This window comes from Enterococcus sp. DIV1067f, from assembly GCF_050543505.1.
Taxonomy (GTDB): domain Bacteria; phylum Bacillota; class Bacilli; order Lactobacillales; family Enterococcaceae; genus Enterococcus_D; species Enterococcus_D entomosocium.
The window spans coordinates 3,386,202-3,402,971 of the sequence record NZ_CP172940.1 but is presented as its reverse complement, the minus strand read 5'-3'; the positions used below and the strand labels follow the sequence as shown (position 1 = coordinate 3,402,971).

The window sequence follows — 16,770 nt, the reverse complement described above, 5'->3', positions numbered from 1 at the left end:
GAGAACGAAATGAAAAAAATATTTACGTTATTTATATTAGGAGTAGGTATTCTTTTTTTTCCAGCAACGGGACTTGCGCACGAAAATGAGGAGTTAGTATTTGACCTTGATTCAACAACTATTAGAAGCGAGTCATCGTATATAGATGACTCGGGAGAAACTATTGAACTAATGATTGAAAATATTTCATCCGGTACTAGGGTAGGTAAAGGGACATACAAAGTCTCGAAAAAAAGCACGGGTAATTGGTTAGTATCGTACAATGTGACTGTCAACTCGAACAAACAATTTACAGCTGCAACTAATTTAAATATGACCACTTATCAAGGGAGTATTACTTCAAGTTCTTTGAGTAGCAATTCATCAAGAGCTATCTGTAACTTCAAACACAAGATTGGAACAATGACTTCTAATGCGAGCGTGACGACGACTATTTCAAATGGTAAACTGGTTGTAAAATAATAAGTAGGTGTATTTAATGATGGAACTCGGGGAAAAACTTAAGTCACATCGGGAAAACAAAGGATTCTCACAAGTGTTTGTAGCTGAAAAGCTTAATGTTTCAAGACAATCTATTTCAAAATGGGAAAATGACCGAGGCTACCCTGACTACGACAACTTAATTCTACTGAGCCAACTTTATGAAGTTTCTATTGGAGAGCTACTCGATGAGAATGAAAAGTTGAAGAAAAAAATTGAACATAATAATGAAGATATTGCCAGCAAGAAACAGAAGCTCCAACTTTTACGAAATACGCTGGGAAAAGATGAAAGTCTGGTTTTAATTGGTCTTTCAGCGCTAGCATCGTTCATATTTCCAGTGGGCATTATTGTGTGTATGTTCGTATTTGTCAGAAATAAGCGCTGTAATTCATACTATAAATTAATTTGGCTTATCAGCATTTTAGCACTGGCGTTAAATTTATATGCTGGATACGGACACTTAGCAAATTATATGGGGTGGGGATCAGTTTCGATCGAACAGATTGAATAACGTCAAAATCAGTAGGAGTAAGAATGAAAAAACGAAATTTACTTACTGTTTGTAATGAAAGAAGAAGCGTCAATCAGCAAAAATTAAACTATGCGGAAGAATTTCTGCTATTTAGGGGTAAAATTCAGGAAGAACTGTATTCTGATAAAATATTTCTGACACTGATTGATAAAGAAAAGGGATTAGTTCAAGAAAGAGATAAACTATTAAATGAGTAGTACCATTCTATGGTGAAGACAATTTTAATTCTGAAGGTGTAATAGTAACTACTAAAAGTAAACTTTTCGTTTACCTTTAGTAGTAAACCGATGATGTAAACTTCTCGTTTCTTTCATTTTTTCATATTTCAAGGATACTTAGTGTATAAAAAATGAAAGAGGGATCAAAATGAAAAAATCTATCGTAACAACTATGTTAACAGCAATAGTTGCAACCACTGTATTTACAGCTTTTGGTGGTGCAGTAACTTATGCTAAAGCAGAAACAATGGAAGAAACTAATGAACTTATTCTTCCTGACGAAAATGCACCAATTTTTTCGGACGAAGGAGCAGAGTACTTAAACGTTCCTGAAATTAATCTTGATAATGATACAAACTTGTACTCGGAAGGCATACAAGTAAATACTAGAGTAGCTCAATATAGAATGTGGAGAATTGAATCGAAAACATCAGCTGGTACATCTTATGGCGCATGGAGAAATGGACCATCTGGAAAGGGAAAAGCAACATTGTCAGCCACTAACTCAAATACTTCTAGTAGATCTGTTTCGTCTTCGATTTCAGGTAGTTATCCAATTGGTGCCGATAAAATCGGAGCATCGTTGGGAATTACAATTGGGCAATCAAAGACTTACGGAGTATCTTATTCTATAAATATCCCCGCAGGTAAAAGACAACAAATAATTTTTAGACCAGTGTACAAATCTACAAAAGTAGTACAGCGTGAGTATATAAGTGGAGTCAAAACAAAGACAGCTAGAACCGCTACTGTAAAAACCTTTAGTCATTGGGATTACTCATTTAAAAACCTATAAGGAGAAAAAGATGGAGAAACAATACATTTATAGTTTATTTATCGGATTCATTTTATTATTTCAATTACAATTGATCAGTTACTGTAACTATCTTTTGGTTAAACAAGGTACAATCAATGGTGTTTTAGATCCTTATTTATTACTAAAAACGCCATTAGTCGTTATCCCCGTCTTGTTTATTTTATATTGTGCATACGGCATTTATAAAACGATTAAGAAACGATAAAAAATTAGTGCGCGTGTTAATTCTTCCCCAAATTAACATAATCTCGATATGGATTTCTAAATTAAGAAAAAACTATAAAAATGTGGTCACCATTAAAATCACTCAAAAATGATTGAGTGATTTTTTCAGTTTTCATTATATGGAGTGTTCAGAAAATGACGATTTCCTGAACACTCTTTTTAAATGCCATAATTGAAATTTATTGCTCTATTCTTGTGTACATAAACTCGTAACTAAATCATTGTTCAATTAAAAATTAGATTTATGATTATTAGGACAATTAATATAAAGGGACAGAAACATTAAAAATCAGTAATCAAATGGAATGAGATATGAGTGAAACAAGAGGACACTTTCTACAGTTTTAATAGTCAGACTACTCATTAGTATCAAAAGAAAAAACGTTGATTCTCTCTCATTTTCGCATCAAAATTCTTCAGTAATTGACCTGAAGGAAAAACACTTTATTCTTGTACAATTTGCTTAAAGCAGTTAGACTTATCCGGCCCTAAAATTTAGAAGCTTCGTTCTAACTCTCTGAGCCCGATCATTCGTAATCGGGTATTTTTGTTCTGCAAATATTATTAATAAATATAAAACTGATTTATAGGAAAGCCGAAGACATTTTAAAAGTTTATTATCTTTATAATAACAATTCGGAGCGTAAGGTAATGCCTCGCTAAAAAATAACTTATAATTCTTGAGAAGGAAAAACCAAAGAAATAAGCTAAACGAAAAAAAAAATTTAGACATATATTAATTTTTGTATAAATAAAACACTTAATAACGTGGATTATTAAGTGTTCTCATTTTTTGTTTAAAAAACTATTCTCCTAACAAATGAATAGATTACTTACGTGGAAGGAGGCCTAAAGGGAAAAAATGGCTATTTGTCAATAAGGACTGATGAGTTGTGCAAAATCAAATCTGGGTCAGAATGAACCTCATTCTGGCTCAGATTTTTTGTTATCTCACTTTGATTAATTGACTGATCAAAAAGATTCTAATTCTCATGTTCTCGAATGATTTAAATCTGTAGGATACTCGTTTCATTGTCTTTATGTGGGTATTCTTCGCTTCTATTTTTCCATTGGAATAAGGATAGATCATTGCGTTGGTGATGCCTTCTTCATAGGTCAGAAGGTTTTGAAGCTTCTCCCGAAAGCTGTCATCTAACGTTTCGGGAAGTTCTGTCAATAAGGAGAAAAATAAGTCAGGGTCTTTGTCTCGAAAGGCTTCAACTAATTCATGAAAAAAGGGATACGCCTCCTTCAGGGGCGTAGAAAACTCAAGCAATCGATCAATCATCATTGCTTCAGTAAGAAATGGGTATTTTGGTGCTCGGAAACTTTTCCATGTTTTGTATTCATAATGGTTGATGTTTGCACGATTTTTTAGCAAAAAGCGCCAGTTCTTTTTCAGTTTTTCTGCCTGGCTTTTCTGTCCGGCTTTACGAAGTTCATTCATTTCACGGATACGCAACTCATTGAACGCTTGATTCATGTGTTTGACAATATGAAACCGATCAATCACTACTTTCGCATTTGGCAGAACACGTTTGGTGAGCTGGAAGTAGGCGGCGTTCATGTCTGTCACCAAGAATTCTACTTCTTCTGGATTGGTACACCCTAAGAAATAGCTTGTTAATCGAGGTAATTTACGCGTAGGCAAAACATCTATTAATTTTCCTGTTTCGCCATCTGCGCAAATAAAGCTCATTTTATCTTCTATGGAAGCATGCGAACGAAATTCATCAACCATCAATACTCTGGGGAGAATCTTCTTAGATTGCTTTGGTAAATAGCTTTTAAACTCTTTCAATGTACGAATAACGGTGGTCAAAGATACCTGACAGCTTTTCGCAATAAAAGATAAAGATACTTTTTCAGTCAGTAAAGAAGCAATTTTATATCTAACATGATTTGCGATTGAATGTCTGGGTTGGACAAAATAACTTTGAGCAGTCCAATGGGTTCGGCAGTTTTTACAGGTATAGCGCTGCTTTTTTAGGCGCATAACCAAAGGCATATGATTGTATTGTTCAAAACGGACAATCGTTTCCTTCTTCCCATTTTTCACTATAATTGTTTTCCCGTTTCCATCTACCACAGTAGAACCACAACTTCTACAAGCACGAGGAGTAGGCGAGAGAACAGCATCGACGACCAACGTCTTTTTCTTCTGAAGGGTCTCGTAAGAGATCTCTGTAATCATCAAATCTTTCTCTGTTATTCTCAACATTTTTTTGATAGAATCATTCATATAGCATATCGTCCTCTCAGTTGTTTATTTTGTGGTGATTTAATCATACTAGAGAACGATATGTTTTTTAATACCTAAAATGAAAATGGGGCTGAAGAATCAATTCTGATTCATCAGTCCCATAAATTATAGAGCCAGAATTTTTTCTCTGTATTCTCCTGCTTTTTTTGAGAACAGAAACAACAAGCTTATTCCATGCACCCATTTTCTAAGAGTGAGTAATAAAGTAAATCAAGCCCATTATTGTTGCATGTGCAACAATAATGGGCTATTATAGTGCTAGATAGGGAGGGGATAGTTCGTGGAGGATATACTTCGTGAGATAGGTTCGATCAGTAGAATGTTGGAATCCATTGCTAATATTGAATTTAAAGAGGTTCAACTCAGTAAAGGACAATACATTTACTTAGTTCGTATATTTGAAAATGAAGGAATTATTCCTGAACGATTAGCCGAACGGATCAAAGTTGATCGCACGACTTTGTCCCGGGCGGTAAAAAAGTTAGAGGAAAATGGGTTTATTCTAAAAGAGTCAGACAAAGAAAATAAAAAAATCAAACACTTATACACAACCGCCAAAGGGAAACAAGCGGTTCAATTAATCATAAGAGAAAATAACTATTCAAATAAAGTAGCGATTCAACAGTTATCTGCTTTAGAAAGAAAAAATCTTGCGGAAATGCTGAAAAAAATAAAATCTTCGGTAGAAGTTGATTGGGTCAACGTCAAGAATGGGATCAAAAGAGACTATTAAACGAATAACGCCGCTGGGGAGATTGGATCTGATTGAATGTACATTCATGCTACCTAGGGTAGGAAGCACAGGTAGCTGATATTTGGTTAAAAAGGATATAGCTCGGCTGTCTGCTGAAAAAACAGAGATCCTGAAAAATAAAGGACATGAATTTGTTCAAATAAACTAAACAGGAGTGTAGAGAAAGTGAAGAAAATAATGATCGATCAAGAATTTTGGGCACTATTTCCAGAAGCACAAATCAACTGCCTTGTTGTAAAAAATATAAACAATGTTGCCGATGCTGCACACGAAACGTTTTTTACTGACTTGCTAAAAAGTAGTAAAGAACAAGCAAAGCGCTACTTAACAACCGACACCTTCAGTGAAAACCAAGTGATCCAAGAATGGCGAAGTGCTTTTCAGCAATTTAAAACGAAAAAAGGGGTACGCGCTTCCATCGAAGCACTGTTGAAACGGGTGAATCAAGACAGAGAATTTTCTCCCATCAATCCTTTAGTAGATATTTATAATAGTATTTCCTTGAAATATGGTGTCCCTTTAGGCGGAGAAGACCTCGATACAATCGTTGGCGACCTTCATTTAGGCGTTGCAAAAGGTGGCGAATCTTTCTTTCCCTTAGGTGCAGATACTGATTCCCCAGCCTTGGAAAAGGAAGTCATTTACTATGATGAGAAAGGTGCAATCTGTCGATGCTTAAATTGGCGGGAAGCTCAACGTACGATGCTAACAGAAGAGACCACCAATGCTGTTTTATTCATTGAATCGATCAATGAAACGCAACGGGCTCGGGCGAATGAAGCAATCAAAGAGTTAAGTCAGTTGGTTCAAGAGTATTTTAAAGTAGCAGGTAATGATTATGTGCTAAGTAAAGAAAGTCCTGAAATCATTTTGCAAGGGCGAGCTTCTTGTCTATAGGATAAGGATGTACACGTACTTTTTCTCGATTTTGCATACCATTCTCTCATTTTGATTGATCGGTCATCGTGAAAATCTTGACCCAAATATTCGGATGTGCAATAATTAGGTGGAATTTAAATAATGACATTAGATTTGTTCGCCGGAATAAATCTTATTGAAGTCAGAAAAACTAACCTTAGGCTTTTATGGTTAGTTTGTCTGACTTCTTTTTTGTTTTAGGAGGTATAGGCAGATGTTAAAAGAACAATTGAAAGAAAAAGGAAAGAGCCCTAACCAGTCGGGACTTTCCAGTAAAGAAGCAGAAATGAAGCTAGAAAAATATGGGTTTAATTCCATAGAAAGCAAAGACGAGAAGCATTTTTATGACTATTTGAAAGAGTCGATGAAGGATATTACCATCTTGATTTTAATCGTTGCAACGCTCTTATCTAGTTACGTTGCATTTCAAAACCACCCTGATGATTTTACGGAACCAATAGTCATCTTTTCAATTGTCATTCTTAATCTATATTTGTCGATTCGACAGCAAAAACATGCGGAAAAATCAATAAGTGAATTAAATAAGATAAGTGTTCCCGTAAGTAAAGTATTCAGAGATGGGGCGTTAAAAGAGATTGAAAGTTTGAACATTGTTCCTGGTGATATTGTTCAGTTGGCATTAGGGGACCGTATTCCAGCAGATGCTAAACTTTTAACTAGTAGTAATTTCTTTGTTGATGAATCGTTTCTAACTGGTGAAAGTGAACCAAGTGAAAAAGATCCCACCTATATTTCTTCTAAAGAAGATTCTTTAGGGGACAGAAAAGACTTGGTTTTTTCTGGCTCATTAGTAGTCACAGGAAAAGCAAACGTTCGAGTTGAAAAGACAGGAATGAATACGGAAATTGGTAAAATATCGAGCTTATTAAGCAAGGAAGAAACAACCATAGCACCTCTACAAATAAAAATGCAAAAACTTGGGAAAGTTCTAGGACTAATCGCTATTCTCTCTGGCTTTCTAGCGATTGCTATAGGAATCAGCAAAGGATTGTCTTTAGAGACCAGTATCATGACCGCAATATCCATGGCTGTTGCTGCTATTCCAGAGGTTTTGCCAGTCGTAGTAACAATCTCTCTAGCGGTTGGGATGAGAAATATGGCACTGAAGAAAACCATCGTTAGGACTCCTTCAACAGTAGAAACCGTTGGAGGTGTTTCAATCATCTGCTCAGATAAAACTGGAACGATTACGGAAAATAAGATGATCGTGAAAGAAGTTATTATCATGAAGGATAGACTGACTTCCTGCTTAGAAATAACAGAAGAGAAGGATAAAAATCTCTTATTTCTCTTCTATCTTGCTAGTTCGATGGAAGAAAATACAACAGTAACTAGTAATCCAACAGAGTTGGCGATCAGAAAAAAACTGGCATCGCTCTTCACTAAAGAGGAACTAGGTAAAGTCGCTTCAACCTTTGAACAGATTCATGAAGTTCCTTTTGATTCAAAACGAAAAAGAATGACTGTCTTATATAAAGTAAACAACCAATATGTTTCTGTCACAAAAGGGGCTTTTGATCGCTTGGATCTCATTGATGCGAACAACCCCACCTACGTGAGCAAGCATGATGAGTTGGCCAATCAAGCATACCGTGTTTTGGGCGTTGCTTATAAAAGATACGATGAAAAACCTACACGTCTTACTGAAGAAATTCTTGAAAGTCAGTTAGAGTTTGCAGGATTTGTTGGGATTATCGACCCAGCTCGGCCCGAAAGCTATACGGCTGTTTCTATTGCAAAACAAGCAGGGATTCAAACCGTAATGATCACAGGGGACCACTTACTAACAGCAAAAAAAATCGCAGAAGATGTAGGAATTCTCACCGATGGGAAAAAAGCAATGATCGGCGCGGATTTACATGAAATGAGCGATGAAAAATTAGCCCATGTGATTGATGACTATCGAGTCTTTGCCCGTACTTCCCCAGAAGATAAAATTCGAATCGTAAAAGCATTTCAAAAAAATGATGAGATTGTCGCTATGACTGGCGATGGTGTCAATGATGCACCTGCATTAAAAGCAGCTGATGTAGGGATCGCAATGGGAGGTGGCACAGAAGTAGCAAAGGAAGCTTCTGATATGGTTTTAGTAGACGATAATTTTGCGACGATTGTTCAGGCGGTTGAAGAAGGACGACGGGTATACAGCAATATCAGAAAATCATTATACGCGATGCTTGGTTGCAATATTTCTGCACTGACGATCGTTTTAATTTCCTTGCTCGTTGGGTGGGGAGCACCTGTTACAGCGGTTCAATTGTTAATCATAAAAGTAGTTGCAGATGGAATCCCAGGAATGAGTCTTAGCATTGAACCAGTCGATAAAAAAGCAATGATGGAAGCCCCGATCGCTAAATACACGAGCATTTTTGCGCAAGGATTATTGGTAAAAATTGTAGAAATCTCAATTGTTTTTACAGGCGTCACATTAGGCGCGATTCTAATTGGACGTCTAGAATCGATAGAGGTTTCGCAGACAATGACATTTATTGTATTGGGATTATCAACTATTGTGCATATGTTTAATTGTAGAAGTAAAGAATCTATTCTGAAGCTGCGTTTTTTGAGCAATCCGTTGTTAGTAATGACAACCTTCATAGGTGCATTGATCATTATCTTGTTAGTAACGATTCCATTCATGCAAACTATTTTTGGCTTTGTTTCTCTTCGTGCAGTTGACTGGCTATGGGTAATCGGCTTATCCATTTTTCCTTTAGTGTATATTGAAGTGAAAAAATACTTTGGTTTCTTCTAATAAGAATGATAAATAGAAAATCCTCTGTTAACAAATTTTCTTGAGAAATGAGGGAGGGCAAAAACTGGGAAGTTTTTGCGTCTCCTTTAATTATTTACAGACGCTTATGATTTCTGGTTTGATATTATTTAGAAGATATCAGAATGCATAGCAACTATTGTTGAAAGGAAGGAATCGGTAGTATGTTTCAGGAAAATCACCAGAAGTAGCTAAAAAAATCCCCTCTATTCTACTCTCTTTTTCAAGAATTCCTGTTAAATGGTAGGTTTTATGTCAAAATGAAAGGTAGAAATCGATGAGGAGTTGTTGAAATGAAGGAAACAATATTAGCAATGAAGCTGAAAGAATATAGAGAAAAAAACAAGCTAACACAAAGTATGCTAGCAGAATTATTAGAAGTAAGTGACAAGACAATCTCAAAATGGGAGTTAGGTGCTACGTACCCTAGCAAAAAAAATATGATCAAAATAGCCGAAGAATTGGATATCTCATTAGAAACATTACTTTTGGAAGAAACTAAGAAAGACAATGATGATTTAAAAGTAAGTATCAAGTATGGGGTGATTAGTTTTTGCTTGCTCTTTTTTGTCACGATGATCGTTACTTCGTTCAATCAAGACTTCAGCACGATTATGAATCTTTCTATTCAAGAAAAATTTGGTGTACTTTTAAACACTGCTTTAAAATTATTGAGCATCTCGGTGCCGCCAGCGATCATCATTGGCTCCGTGTTTTATTTTTATATCTTCCCTAAAAATAAAAAAGAGAACGAACCATTTCCACGGTTTCGACAGAAATGGTAGATTAGAGTATAGGAATCAAGTCATGGACAGAAAAACGCATTTTAGATAAAAAGAATGCTCAGTCTGGCTAGTGTGAAAAGCGCATAAATTTTATAAGAAGGGGAGAACAGGGTGGGATTCTTTGGTAAAAAGAAAGAAGTCAGAAATTTAACGAAGGAAGAAGAAGCAGAGATCAAAGAAGAAATGGCACGACAAATTCTTTCGAAAAACGAAAATGATATTGGCATGGTCAAGAAAATTAAAGTCCTGACAAACATGCGTACAGGACAAGCGAAAGACCTATTCCTGAAATTTAGGGATGAGTTAACCGAGAATTAATCGGATAGGGAATCAGATAGCGATTGCCCTTCAAGAAGGCGATATTTTGCTTATTATGTTTCTTTCAAAATTGAGATGAATAGAAAGGGAGAATAGATATGAAGAAAAAAAACTCTGAAAAATGGTATTTTTGGGTACTTGTTGTCATAATGGTTGTTGTCTTTTTCTATCTTACTAAGTAAAGAGAATGAATTTTCTTGAAAATAAACACTTACTAAGAATGACTATTTTTTAAGTTATGAATGGATGATGATTTTATGAAAAACGAATATGGATTTACCTTGATTTCAGTTTTAACTATGTTATCCATTAGATTATTATATTGATGAATGAAGCATCCAGAGACCCATTGTTTTCTGAATGCTTTTTTCATCTACAAATCATTCTTTGAGAATCCGGCTGTTGCGAAAAATCAGTGATAGTGTATTAGAATATATGATGAATTCTGTTGAAGGGTGCGTTCATTAAATGGCTCGGGCGATTAATTCCCTGTAGGGTTTCCATTAAAAGGACCACTTACAACGACTTTTCCCAACATATGGCCACTTTCGACATCTCTCGTTGCGCGCTTCAAATTTGCCGCGTTGATTCCATCCGAATAGACTTTGCTTAAGGTTGTTTTTAGTGTCCCTTCATTTGCTAAATCAGCAATCACTTTTAGCGCTTGTCCTTGTGTCTCGATTTGATAGTCGTGGTCTGTTTTAGCGAACATATACTCCCAATCAAAGCTAACAGAAAGGTTTTTCCATACACTTAAATCAAGGGGCTCGTGAAGGCCAACGATCGTGCCCACATGACCATAAGGTTTTACCAAATGGCTGATTTGATCAAAGTATTGGGTGATGTCAAACAAGACAGCGATATAGTCAACATTCGGAACGCCTAATTCTCGAAAGCTGTCCCTTAGGTCGTGATGGTAGTCTAAAGGGTGGTCAACCCCGGTTTTTTGAAGCCAGTCAAAATTTTTTGAACTAGCGGTAGCATACACTTCTAGACCTGCCCAATGAGCCAACTGATTCAGTATCGATCCGACGCCACCCGCACCATTGATGACGAGAATACTTTTCCCTTGATTGGCGTTTTCTTTAGGAATCAAGCCGAATTTTTCAAACAGCAATTCATAAGCGGTTAATGCAGTCAATGGGAATGCAGCAGCCTCTTCATCTGTTAAATTTTTAGGGGCTAGGGCAACGATCCGTTCATCGACTGCTTGATATTCTTGATTGCTTCCTGATCGAGTGGTGGTTCCTGCATAAAAGACCCGATCACCAACAGTAAATTTCATGACATCTTTTCCGACAGCGACCACTTCTCCGACCGCATCAAAACCTAAGATACGCAGGGCATTTCGCTTGCGAGTCGTTTGCCGTAATTTGGTGTCGACTGGATTGACCGAAACGGCTTTGATTTTTACTAATAAATCACGAGGGCCTGGAACAGGGATTCCTTCTTTTTGGTCAATAAAACTATGCGTAGATTCAATTGGCAGGCCTTCGAAAAAGCCTATTACATTCATCGTTTTCTGTTCTGACATTTTCATTCCTCCTTTTCTGGATAGAAAATCGCATTAGTTCTTTTACGTATTGCCCTCCCTTTGGATCAAGACCGGTTAGTTTGCTTTCGCAGGATTTTTTCCGATAAAAATGCGGAACAGACTGTAAGGCTTCTCTATCAGGTCTTCTCCTTTGTGAAAACTAGCCTGCCGTTGCAGCTGGTTGGCGTTAAAATATAAGTATTGATCTGGTCCAATAGATAAAGTATCTGGCCATAAAATACGCGGATCGTGAGCCAAAGTCTCCATAGTACCATCCGTGTGAATCACACGAATGCTGTTGTTTTCATAGTCGCCAGCATAGATCGTTCCATCTTCTGCCGTAATCATGCCATCAGAGGCGCCTTTTTCGCCCCAATCTTTAACATGTGCTTCTAATGCGTGATCATCAATTTCTTTGTTGAAAATTTTATCGGTTTCAATTGAGTATAAATGTCGACTGGATAAAGGACTAAAAAACAAGGTTTTTCCGTCGGGAGAAATCGCTAGGCCGTCAGCTGCCACTTGCCAATGCGAAGTTGTTCCATCAGCCGAGCGATTTAACAAAATCTCGCCTTCAACTTTAGGAATAAAGGCTGGATCAACCGCGGTGGAGGGCGTGCCATCTAAAATACGGAATGCATCGCCAGTACCTAAATCGAGTACGATCAACGCACCAGGACCGGTAATAGAAGAATCGGTTATATAGGCTACCCCTTCAGAACCGCGGCGTAAATCAATTCGAACATCATTCAAATACGTAGAGTCTAGGACGACATCCGGTGAAAAAGTATAGACTTTGCGAATTTGATTAGTACTTAAATCCACAGCAACCAGTTTTGCCCCACCCTTAACAGGAACGGTGAATTTGGGTGCAGCGGTATCCAATACCCACAAAGTACCAGCACCATCAGCAACGATACTTTGTACACTTAGAAATCCGTTTTCCGGTTTTTGAGGATCAAATGTATTCGCTTCTTGGCTAGGATAAGGAATTAATTTGCCGTCTACTCGTTCAACGACTGTCGCGGTTACTTGGTCTCCCCATTCAGGAAAATTAATAAAGATTCTCCCGGTTTCCGATAAGCTAACGCCGGTAGGCATCGCATCATAAAATTCATGGACTTGTTCTAGTTTGCCAAAATAGTTTTCTTTTGCAGCATTCATTACGTATCTTCCTCTCTGAGCTTTCCCTATTTCACTTCGACTTCAAAGTTCACAACACCACGAGCTAGGACATGTCCAAAGGTATTAAAAATGAAAAAAGCTGGGGTAGAATCCTCAGGAATTTCAACTTTCTCAATAGCCAATGCCCAAACCGTTAAGAAGTAGTGATGAACACCATGACCTTTGGGCGGCGCAGCACCAATATATTTTTTCATGCGGGCATCATTTGGTAATTGAACGGCTCCCGGTGGCAGCTTTGCGTTATCGCTACTGCCGGCTCCTTGTGATAATTCCTCTACAGAAGCGGGGATATTCATGACTGCCCAATGCCAAAATCCTGATCCAGTTGGTGCATCAGGGTCGTATAAGGTAACCGCATAGCTTTTCGTATTGCTTGGTGCACCGGTCCAGTGAAGCTCTGGTGAAATATCTTGTCCATCCTCAATCCCAAAATCACCAGACATAAATTTTTTATCCATAAGTTTCCCGTCAACAATGTCCTTACTGGTCACGTGAAACGCTGGCACGTCTTGTAATCCTAAAAATGGATCGTTCATACTATCTCCTCCTTGAAACGTGTTTTTGTAACAAGGATAGCGTAATCCTCGGTCAATGAAATGTAAATTAGGGAATTTTTTTATACCACAATTAGAGGTGAACGAGTGTAAACTGACTTAAGAAGCCTGCTTGCCAGTCTTTATCCGATTTCAAATGGACTTGACCGTAATCAACTAGCCAACCATGAAAGTTTTGAGCTTGTTCATTGGTAAATGTATCTGGTAATTCGATCATATTTTGAAGGGTGAGGTAAGTAAGCGGCTCATTTAGGCCTAAGCGACTAAAAATTCGTTGTGCGTATTTATCAGCGATAAACACGACCTTATTAAACACAAAAACCATTAGTACATCTGCCGTTTCATAGCCAACACCATAGATAGCTAGCAACTCTTTTCGTAACTCAGCCTGTTCTTTTTTCTGTAGAATACCGATATCATAGTTGTAGCGCTGAAACCAAGAAAAGATTTCTTTTATCGCGCGGGATTTATTTTTGTAGAAACCACTGGGCCGAATCAGATCCTGAAGAAGGAACTGATCAATTTCTGCCAATCTTTTCGGAGAAAATCCAATCTCTCTTCTGATGTTTGCTAAGGAATAGGCCACATTTTTCCAATTGGTATTTTGAACCAAAATTGATCCGACAACGATTTCCCATGGATTTTCTGTATCCCACCACGTTGAATGTTCCATTGATGTGCTTAATGCTTCATATAATTCTTCAATATTTTCAATCTTTTTCACGTTAAAAACCTCATTTTTACTAGCAGTCGCGATCAATTGCAAGTTAAACATTCTTCTTCAAGTAATCCCGCGTTTTTGTGATTAAAATCTTCGCCCCAGCGATACAATAATTCAATGATCTCTTTTAAAGAGTAGCCATAATCGGTCATTCCATACACAACCTGTAATGGTTTTTCCTGAACGACCTTACGATAGATCAATCCATCCTTTTCTAAATCTTTCAACTGCAAAGAGACCATTCTTCTAGTGATGCCAGGAATCAGCTTTTGTAGTTCGTTATAGCGAAGTGACCCATCAAACATCAAATGATATAAGATAACGCTTTTCCAACGACCTGAAATCATTTGTAAAGTCGATTCGACCGCGCAGCCATGTTCGCAATTGTATATTTTTCTTGTCATCTTCCGTTGTCTCCTTTTCCGTATGTCTGAGAGTATCATAAGGATTTACTTACTATTTGTAAAACAATTCATCTCCTAATCGTAAGAAGGCAATAAGAAATAGACGTATAAAAAAATTCCCTAATGTACAACTCTTTCTTTTGAATCTATAGTACACGAGTAAGCAAATTTATTACCTTTACAGTTATCTCAAGTAATCCTAATAAACAACTTGCAAAAAACATTTAGGAGAGATTTATTATGAATAAGAACGGTGCAGACTTGATTGTAGATACATTGATTAAAAATGGTGTGGAATATGTCTTTCAATTGCCAGGCGGCAAGTTGGGTCCGTTATTAATGGCTTTGAAAAAACGTGAAGAGATTAAAGTTGTTACGGTAAGACATGAACAAAATGCTGGTTTCATGGCACAAGGAATTGGGCGCATGACTGGTAAACCTGGTGTAGTGATGACTACGTCAGGACCGGGGGCTTTGAATTTGGTCACGCCCTTAGCTACGGCGACTTCTGATGGTGACCCGGTATTGGCTATTGCCGGACAAGTTCCACAAGCGAAGTTAGTAACACCGTATCCTCAAAATCCTAATATTTCTGGCGTAATGAATGATTCAACGATTACTAAATATGCCAAGGAAATTCAGCATACCGATGCCCTTGCGGATGAAGTAGCGAATGCGTATGTCTCAAGTATCAATGGCAATCCCGGGGCCGTTTTTATGGATATTCCAGGTAATATTCTGTTAGCTGAGACCACTAAATCTGGTTTGGCTTTTTCGACCTTAGTGAATCAATTGGACAATACGATTAGTGACGAAGCTGCCATTCTTAGTGCAGTTGAGAAAATCAAAGCGGCAAAACGCCCAGTTATTATCGTTGGTGCTCGGGCAGCCGATGATAATGCGGCGGCTGCCATTCAAGGGTTCGTTAAAAAAACGGGAATTCCGGTCGTGGAGACGTTCGAAGCTACAGGTCTATTGACGCATGAGTTTTCCCAAAACTATGTGGGTCGAGTGGGGCTGTTTAATAACCTGCCTGGGGATGAACTGGTTTTTAACAGTGATTTAGTGATTACATTGGGATTAAATTTGGTTGAATACTGGGCTTCTGTTTGGAATACCGATAACAAGCGCATTATTGATATTGATACTGTAGTGGATCATTTAGATGAAACTTATCTCCCTGACACCATCCTCTTAGGCAATATCGCAAAAAATCTAAAAAATATTACCAATAGCATAACGGAACAAGCCATTACGGATGAGTGGAAAATGGTGGTTCATGACTTGCAAGAAAAATTGACAGCGAAGAAAAAAGTACCCAGCCAAACACCTGAGGATGCACTACATCCATTGGAAATTGTTGACTCTTTGCAAAAAATAATCGAGGCTCATCCAAATACGACCGTTGTTATGGATGGAGGAAGTCATGAAGTGTGGCTGGGTTCGTACCTAAATGTGTATCGGCCAAAACATTTCTTAATGTCTGATGGGGAACAAACCTTAGGCGTCGGTCTTCCTTGGGCGATTTCAGCAGCACTGTTACGTCCAGAGGAAAAGATTTTGTCTTCAGGTGGGGATGGCAGCTTTATGTTTTCCTCACAAGAATTAGCTACAGTAGCCCATTACAATTTGAATATTGTGCAAGTAATCTGGGTGGATAAAGAATACAACATGGTTGAATTCCAACAAGAACTAGACTATAACGGACAAAAAGAAGGGGTCGATATCGATTATATTGGGTATAAAGAAATGGCTGAAAGCTACGGTATTAAAGCAGTTCGTGTACGTTCCAAAGAAGCTTTAGATGCTGCGCTGAAGGAAGCGTACGCTACGAGTGAACCAAGAGTGATTGAAATGATCGAAGACAATCATGAGAATATTCATTTACGAGATAAAGAACCGTTTAAAAAGTACTGAGTCTTTCTACTATGGGCCACAAAACATGTGTTAGAAAAGAATGGCAATGCACCTTTACTACGTTAAAGAAAAGAAAGTTCTTTTTACAATAAAAACAGTGCCTGACTAAAAATATGAAGTGGAATTTTTAGAGAATCCAGGACAGAAGTCTTTAATAAAATGCCGTTGGTAAGGACGATGATTCGTTTGCTGCTAGCGGTATTTTTGTTAGCATCTCCTCTGATTTTTTCGGAGAAAAGGTCTGCCAATTCGGCACTGTCTTAAAAAAGCACATCGATACTCTAAATACGGTGGATAGCGGTGATTTGGATACGTGTTTCTAGTCTTCATAGAGGCAGATTTCAAGTA

16 protein-coding genes are annotated in these 16,770 nt (G+C 37.6%); 10 read left to right on the top strand and 6 right to left on the bottom strand.

What is annotated here, in order from left to right:
• The first annotated feature begins 9 nt into the window (after positions 1 to 9).
• The 4 genes from IGJ42_RS15810 (at position 10) to IGJ42_RS15795 (ending at position 2,029) form a co-directional block, all read left to right on the top strand.
• Complete coding sequence (locus IGJ42_RS15810) at positions 10 to 462, top strand: DUF5626 family protein (protein ID WP_086372435.1); 453 nt, start codon at positions 10 to 12, stop codon at positions 460 to 462.
• A 16-nt stretch (positions 463 to 478) separates the two neighbouring features.
• The gene (locus IGJ42_RS15805) at positions 479 to 994 is read left to right on the top strand and encodes a helix-turn-helix domain-containing protein (RefSeq protein WP_218568917.1); all 516 of its coding nucleotides are present in this window, start codon (positions 479 to 481) and stop codon (positions 992 to 994) included.
• Between the two features lie 23 nt (positions 995 to 1,017).
• Positions 1,018 to 1,212, top strand: coding sequence for a hypothetical protein (locus IGJ42_RS15800; RefSeq protein WP_086332758.1), 195 nt, complete (start codon positions 1,018 to 1,020; stop codon positions 1,210 to 1,212).
• Between the two features lie 169 nt (positions 1,213 to 1,381).
• Positions 1,382 to 2,029 (top strand): hypothetical protein, encoded by a 648-nt coding sequence (locus IGJ42_RS15795; RefSeq protein ID WP_086332757.1) that lies wholly within the window; start codon positions 1,382 to 1,384, stop codon positions 2,027 to 2,029.
• Positions 2,030 to 3,221: 1,192 nt separating this feature from the next.
• On the opposite strand, the gene IGJ42_RS15790 is transcribed toward IGJ42_RS15795, so the two are convergent.
• Positions 3,222 to 4,517, bottom strand: coding sequence for an ISL3-like element ISEfa11 family transposase (locus tag IGJ42_RS15790; RefSeq protein ID WP_086332755.1), 1,296 nt, complete (start codon positions 4,515 to 4,517; stop codon positions 3,222 to 3,224).
• 301 nt (positions 4,518 to 4,818) lie between these two features.
• Here IGJ42_RS15790 and IGJ42_RS15785 point away from each other — a divergent pair, with 301 nt between their 5' ends.
• The 5 genes from IGJ42_RS15785 (at position 4,819) to IGJ42_RS15765 (ending at position 10,107) form a co-directional block, all read left to right on the top strand.
• Positions 4,819 to 5,271: a MarR family winged helix-turn-helix transcriptional regulator gene (locus tag IGJ42_RS15785; RefSeq protein WP_086332754.1), complete on the top strand. Its 453-nt coding sequence runs from the start codon at positions 4,819 to 4,821 to the stop codon at positions 5,269 to 5,271.
• 198 nt (positions 5,272 to 5,469) lie between these two features.
• Positions 5,470 to 6,189, top strand: coding sequence for a B3/B4 domain-containing protein (locus tag IGJ42_RS15780; protein WP_086298847.1), 720 nt, complete (start codon positions 5,470 to 5,472; stop codon positions 6,187 to 6,189).
• Between the two features lie 235 nt (positions 6,190 to 6,424).
• Positions 6,425 to 8,986, top strand: coding sequence for a cation-translocating P-type ATPase (locus tag IGJ42_RS15775; protein WP_430615795.1), 2,562 nt, complete (start codon positions 6,425 to 6,427; stop codon positions 8,984 to 8,986).
• Between the two features lie 311 nt (positions 8,987 to 9,297).
• The gene (locus IGJ42_RS15770; protein WP_005233169.1) at positions 9,298 to 9,789 is read left to right on the top strand and encodes a helix-turn-helix domain-containing protein; all 492 of its coding nucleotides are present in this window, start codon (positions 9,298 to 9,300) and stop codon (positions 9,787 to 9,789) included.
• A gap of 111 nt (positions 9,790 to 9,900) precedes the next feature.
• Entirely contained in the window at positions 9,901 to 10,107 is a 207-nt protein-coding gene (locus tag IGJ42_RS15765) for a hypothetical protein (RefSeq protein ID WP_005233172.1), read from the top strand.
• A gap of 481 nt (positions 10,108 to 10,588) precedes the next feature.
• Here IGJ42_RS15765 and IGJ42_RS15760 read toward each other — a convergent pair whose 3' ends face one another.
• The 5 genes from IGJ42_RS15760 to IGJ42_RS15740 all read right to left on the bottom strand — a co-directional run bounded on the left by IGJ42_RS15760 (position 10,589) and on the right by IGJ42_RS15740 (position 14,505).
• Positions 10,589 to 11,641, bottom strand: coding sequence for a zinc-binding alcohol dehydrogenase family protein (locus IGJ42_RS15760; protein WP_008380297.1), 1,053 nt, complete (start codon positions 11,639 to 11,641; stop codon positions 10,589 to 10,591).
• 75 nt (positions 11,642 to 11,716) lie between these two features.
• Positions 11,717 to 12,805, bottom strand: coding sequence for an L-dopachrome tautomerase-related protein (locus tag IGJ42_RS15755; RefSeq protein WP_430615794.1), 1,089 nt, complete (start codon positions 12,803 to 12,805; stop codon positions 11,717 to 11,719).
• Between the two features lie 26 nt (positions 12,806 to 12,831).
• Entirely contained in the window at positions 12,832 to 13,362 is a 531-nt protein-coding gene (locus IGJ42_RS15750) for a YbhB/YbcL family Raf kinase inhibitor-like protein (RefSeq protein ID WP_005233187.1), read from the bottom strand.
• Between the two features lie 91 nt (positions 13,363 to 13,453).
• Positions 13,454 to 14,155 carry an endonuclease III domain-containing protein gene (locus IGJ42_RS15745; RefSeq protein WP_005233189.1) on the bottom strand — a complete coding sequence of 234 codons (702 nt, stop codon included), beginning with the start codon at positions 14,153 to 14,155 and terminating at the stop codon, positions 13,454 to 13,456.
• Positions 14,137 to 14,505, bottom strand: a complete 369-nt coding sequence (locus IGJ42_RS15740) for a winged helix-turn-helix transcriptional regulator (RefSeq protein WP_008380292.1) — start codon at positions 14,503 to 14,505, stop codon at positions 14,137 to 14,139. Before IGJ42_RS15740 ends, IGJ42_RS15745 begins: the two co-directional genes overlap by 19 nt.
• Positions 14,506 to 14,745: 240 nt before the next feature.
• Here IGJ42_RS15740 and alsS point away from each other — a divergent pair, with 240 nt between their 5' ends.
• Positions 14,746 to 16,422, top strand: coding sequence for an acetolactate synthase AlsS (gene alsS / locus IGJ42_RS15735; RefSeq protein ID WP_008380291.1), 1,677 nt, complete (start codon positions 14,746 to 14,748; stop codon positions 16,420 to 16,422).
• Positions 16,423 to 16,770: the final 348 nt, after the last annotated feature.

What these genes read in the sequence shown, in the direction of transcription:
- IGJ42_RS15810 (WP_086372435.1), top strand. Translation starts at nt 10, where the DNA reads ATGAAAAAAATATTTACGTTATTTATATTAGGAGTAGGTATTCTTTTT.
- IGJ42_RS15805 (WP_218568917.1), top strand. Translation starts at nt 479, where the DNA reads ATGATGGAACTCGGGGAAAAACTTAAGTCACATCGGGAAAACAAAGGA.
- IGJ42_RS15800 (WP_086332758.1), top strand. Translation starts at nt 1,018, where the DNA reads ATGAAAAAACGAAATTTACTTACTGTTTGTAATGAAAGAAGAAGCGTC.
- IGJ42_RS15795 (WP_086332757.1), top strand. Translation starts at nt 1,382, where the DNA reads ATGAAAAAATCTATCGTAACAACTATGTTAACAGCAATAGTTGCAACC.
- IGJ42_RS15790 (WP_086332755.1), bottom strand. Translation starts at nt 4,517, where the DNA reads ATGAATGATTCTATCAAAAAAATGTTGAGAATAACAGAGAAAGATTTG.
- IGJ42_RS15780 (WP_086298847.1), top strand. Translation starts at nt 5,470, where the DNA reads ATGATCGATCAAGAATTTTGGGCACTATTTCCAGAAGCACAAATCAAC.
- IGJ42_RS15775 (WP_430615795.1), top strand. Translation starts at nt 6,425, where the DNA reads ATGTTAAAAGAACAATTGAAAGAAAAAGGAAAGAGCCCTAACCAGTCG.
- IGJ42_RS15770 (WP_005233169.1), top strand. Translation starts at nt 9,298, where the DNA reads ATGAAGGAAACAATATTAGCAATGAAGCTGAAAGAATATAGAGAAAAA.
- IGJ42_RS15760 (WP_008380297.1), bottom strand. Translation starts at nt 11,641, where the DNA reads ATGTCAGAACAGAAAACGATGAATGTAATAGGCTTTTTCGAAGGCCTG.
- IGJ42_RS15755 (WP_430615794.1), bottom strand. Translation starts at nt 12,805, where the DNA reads ATGAATGCTGCAAAAGAAAACTATTTTGGCAAACTAGAACAAGTCCAT.
- IGJ42_RS15750 (WP_005233187.1), bottom strand. Translation starts at nt 13,362, where the DNA reads ATGAACGATCCATTTTTAGGATTACAAGACGTGCCAGCGTTTCACGTG.
- IGJ42_RS15745 (WP_005233189.1), bottom strand. Translation starts at nt 14,155, where the DNA reads ATGTTTAACTTGCAATTGATCGCGACTGCTAGTAAAAATGAGGTTTTT.
- IGJ42_RS15740 (WP_008380292.1), bottom strand. Translation starts at nt 14,505, where the DNA reads ATGACAAGAAAAATATACAATTGCGAACATGGCTGCGCGGTCGAATCG.
- alsS (WP_008380291.1), top strand. Translation starts at nt 14,746, where the DNA reads ATGAATAAGAACGGTGCAGACTTGATTGTAGATACATTGATTAAAAAT.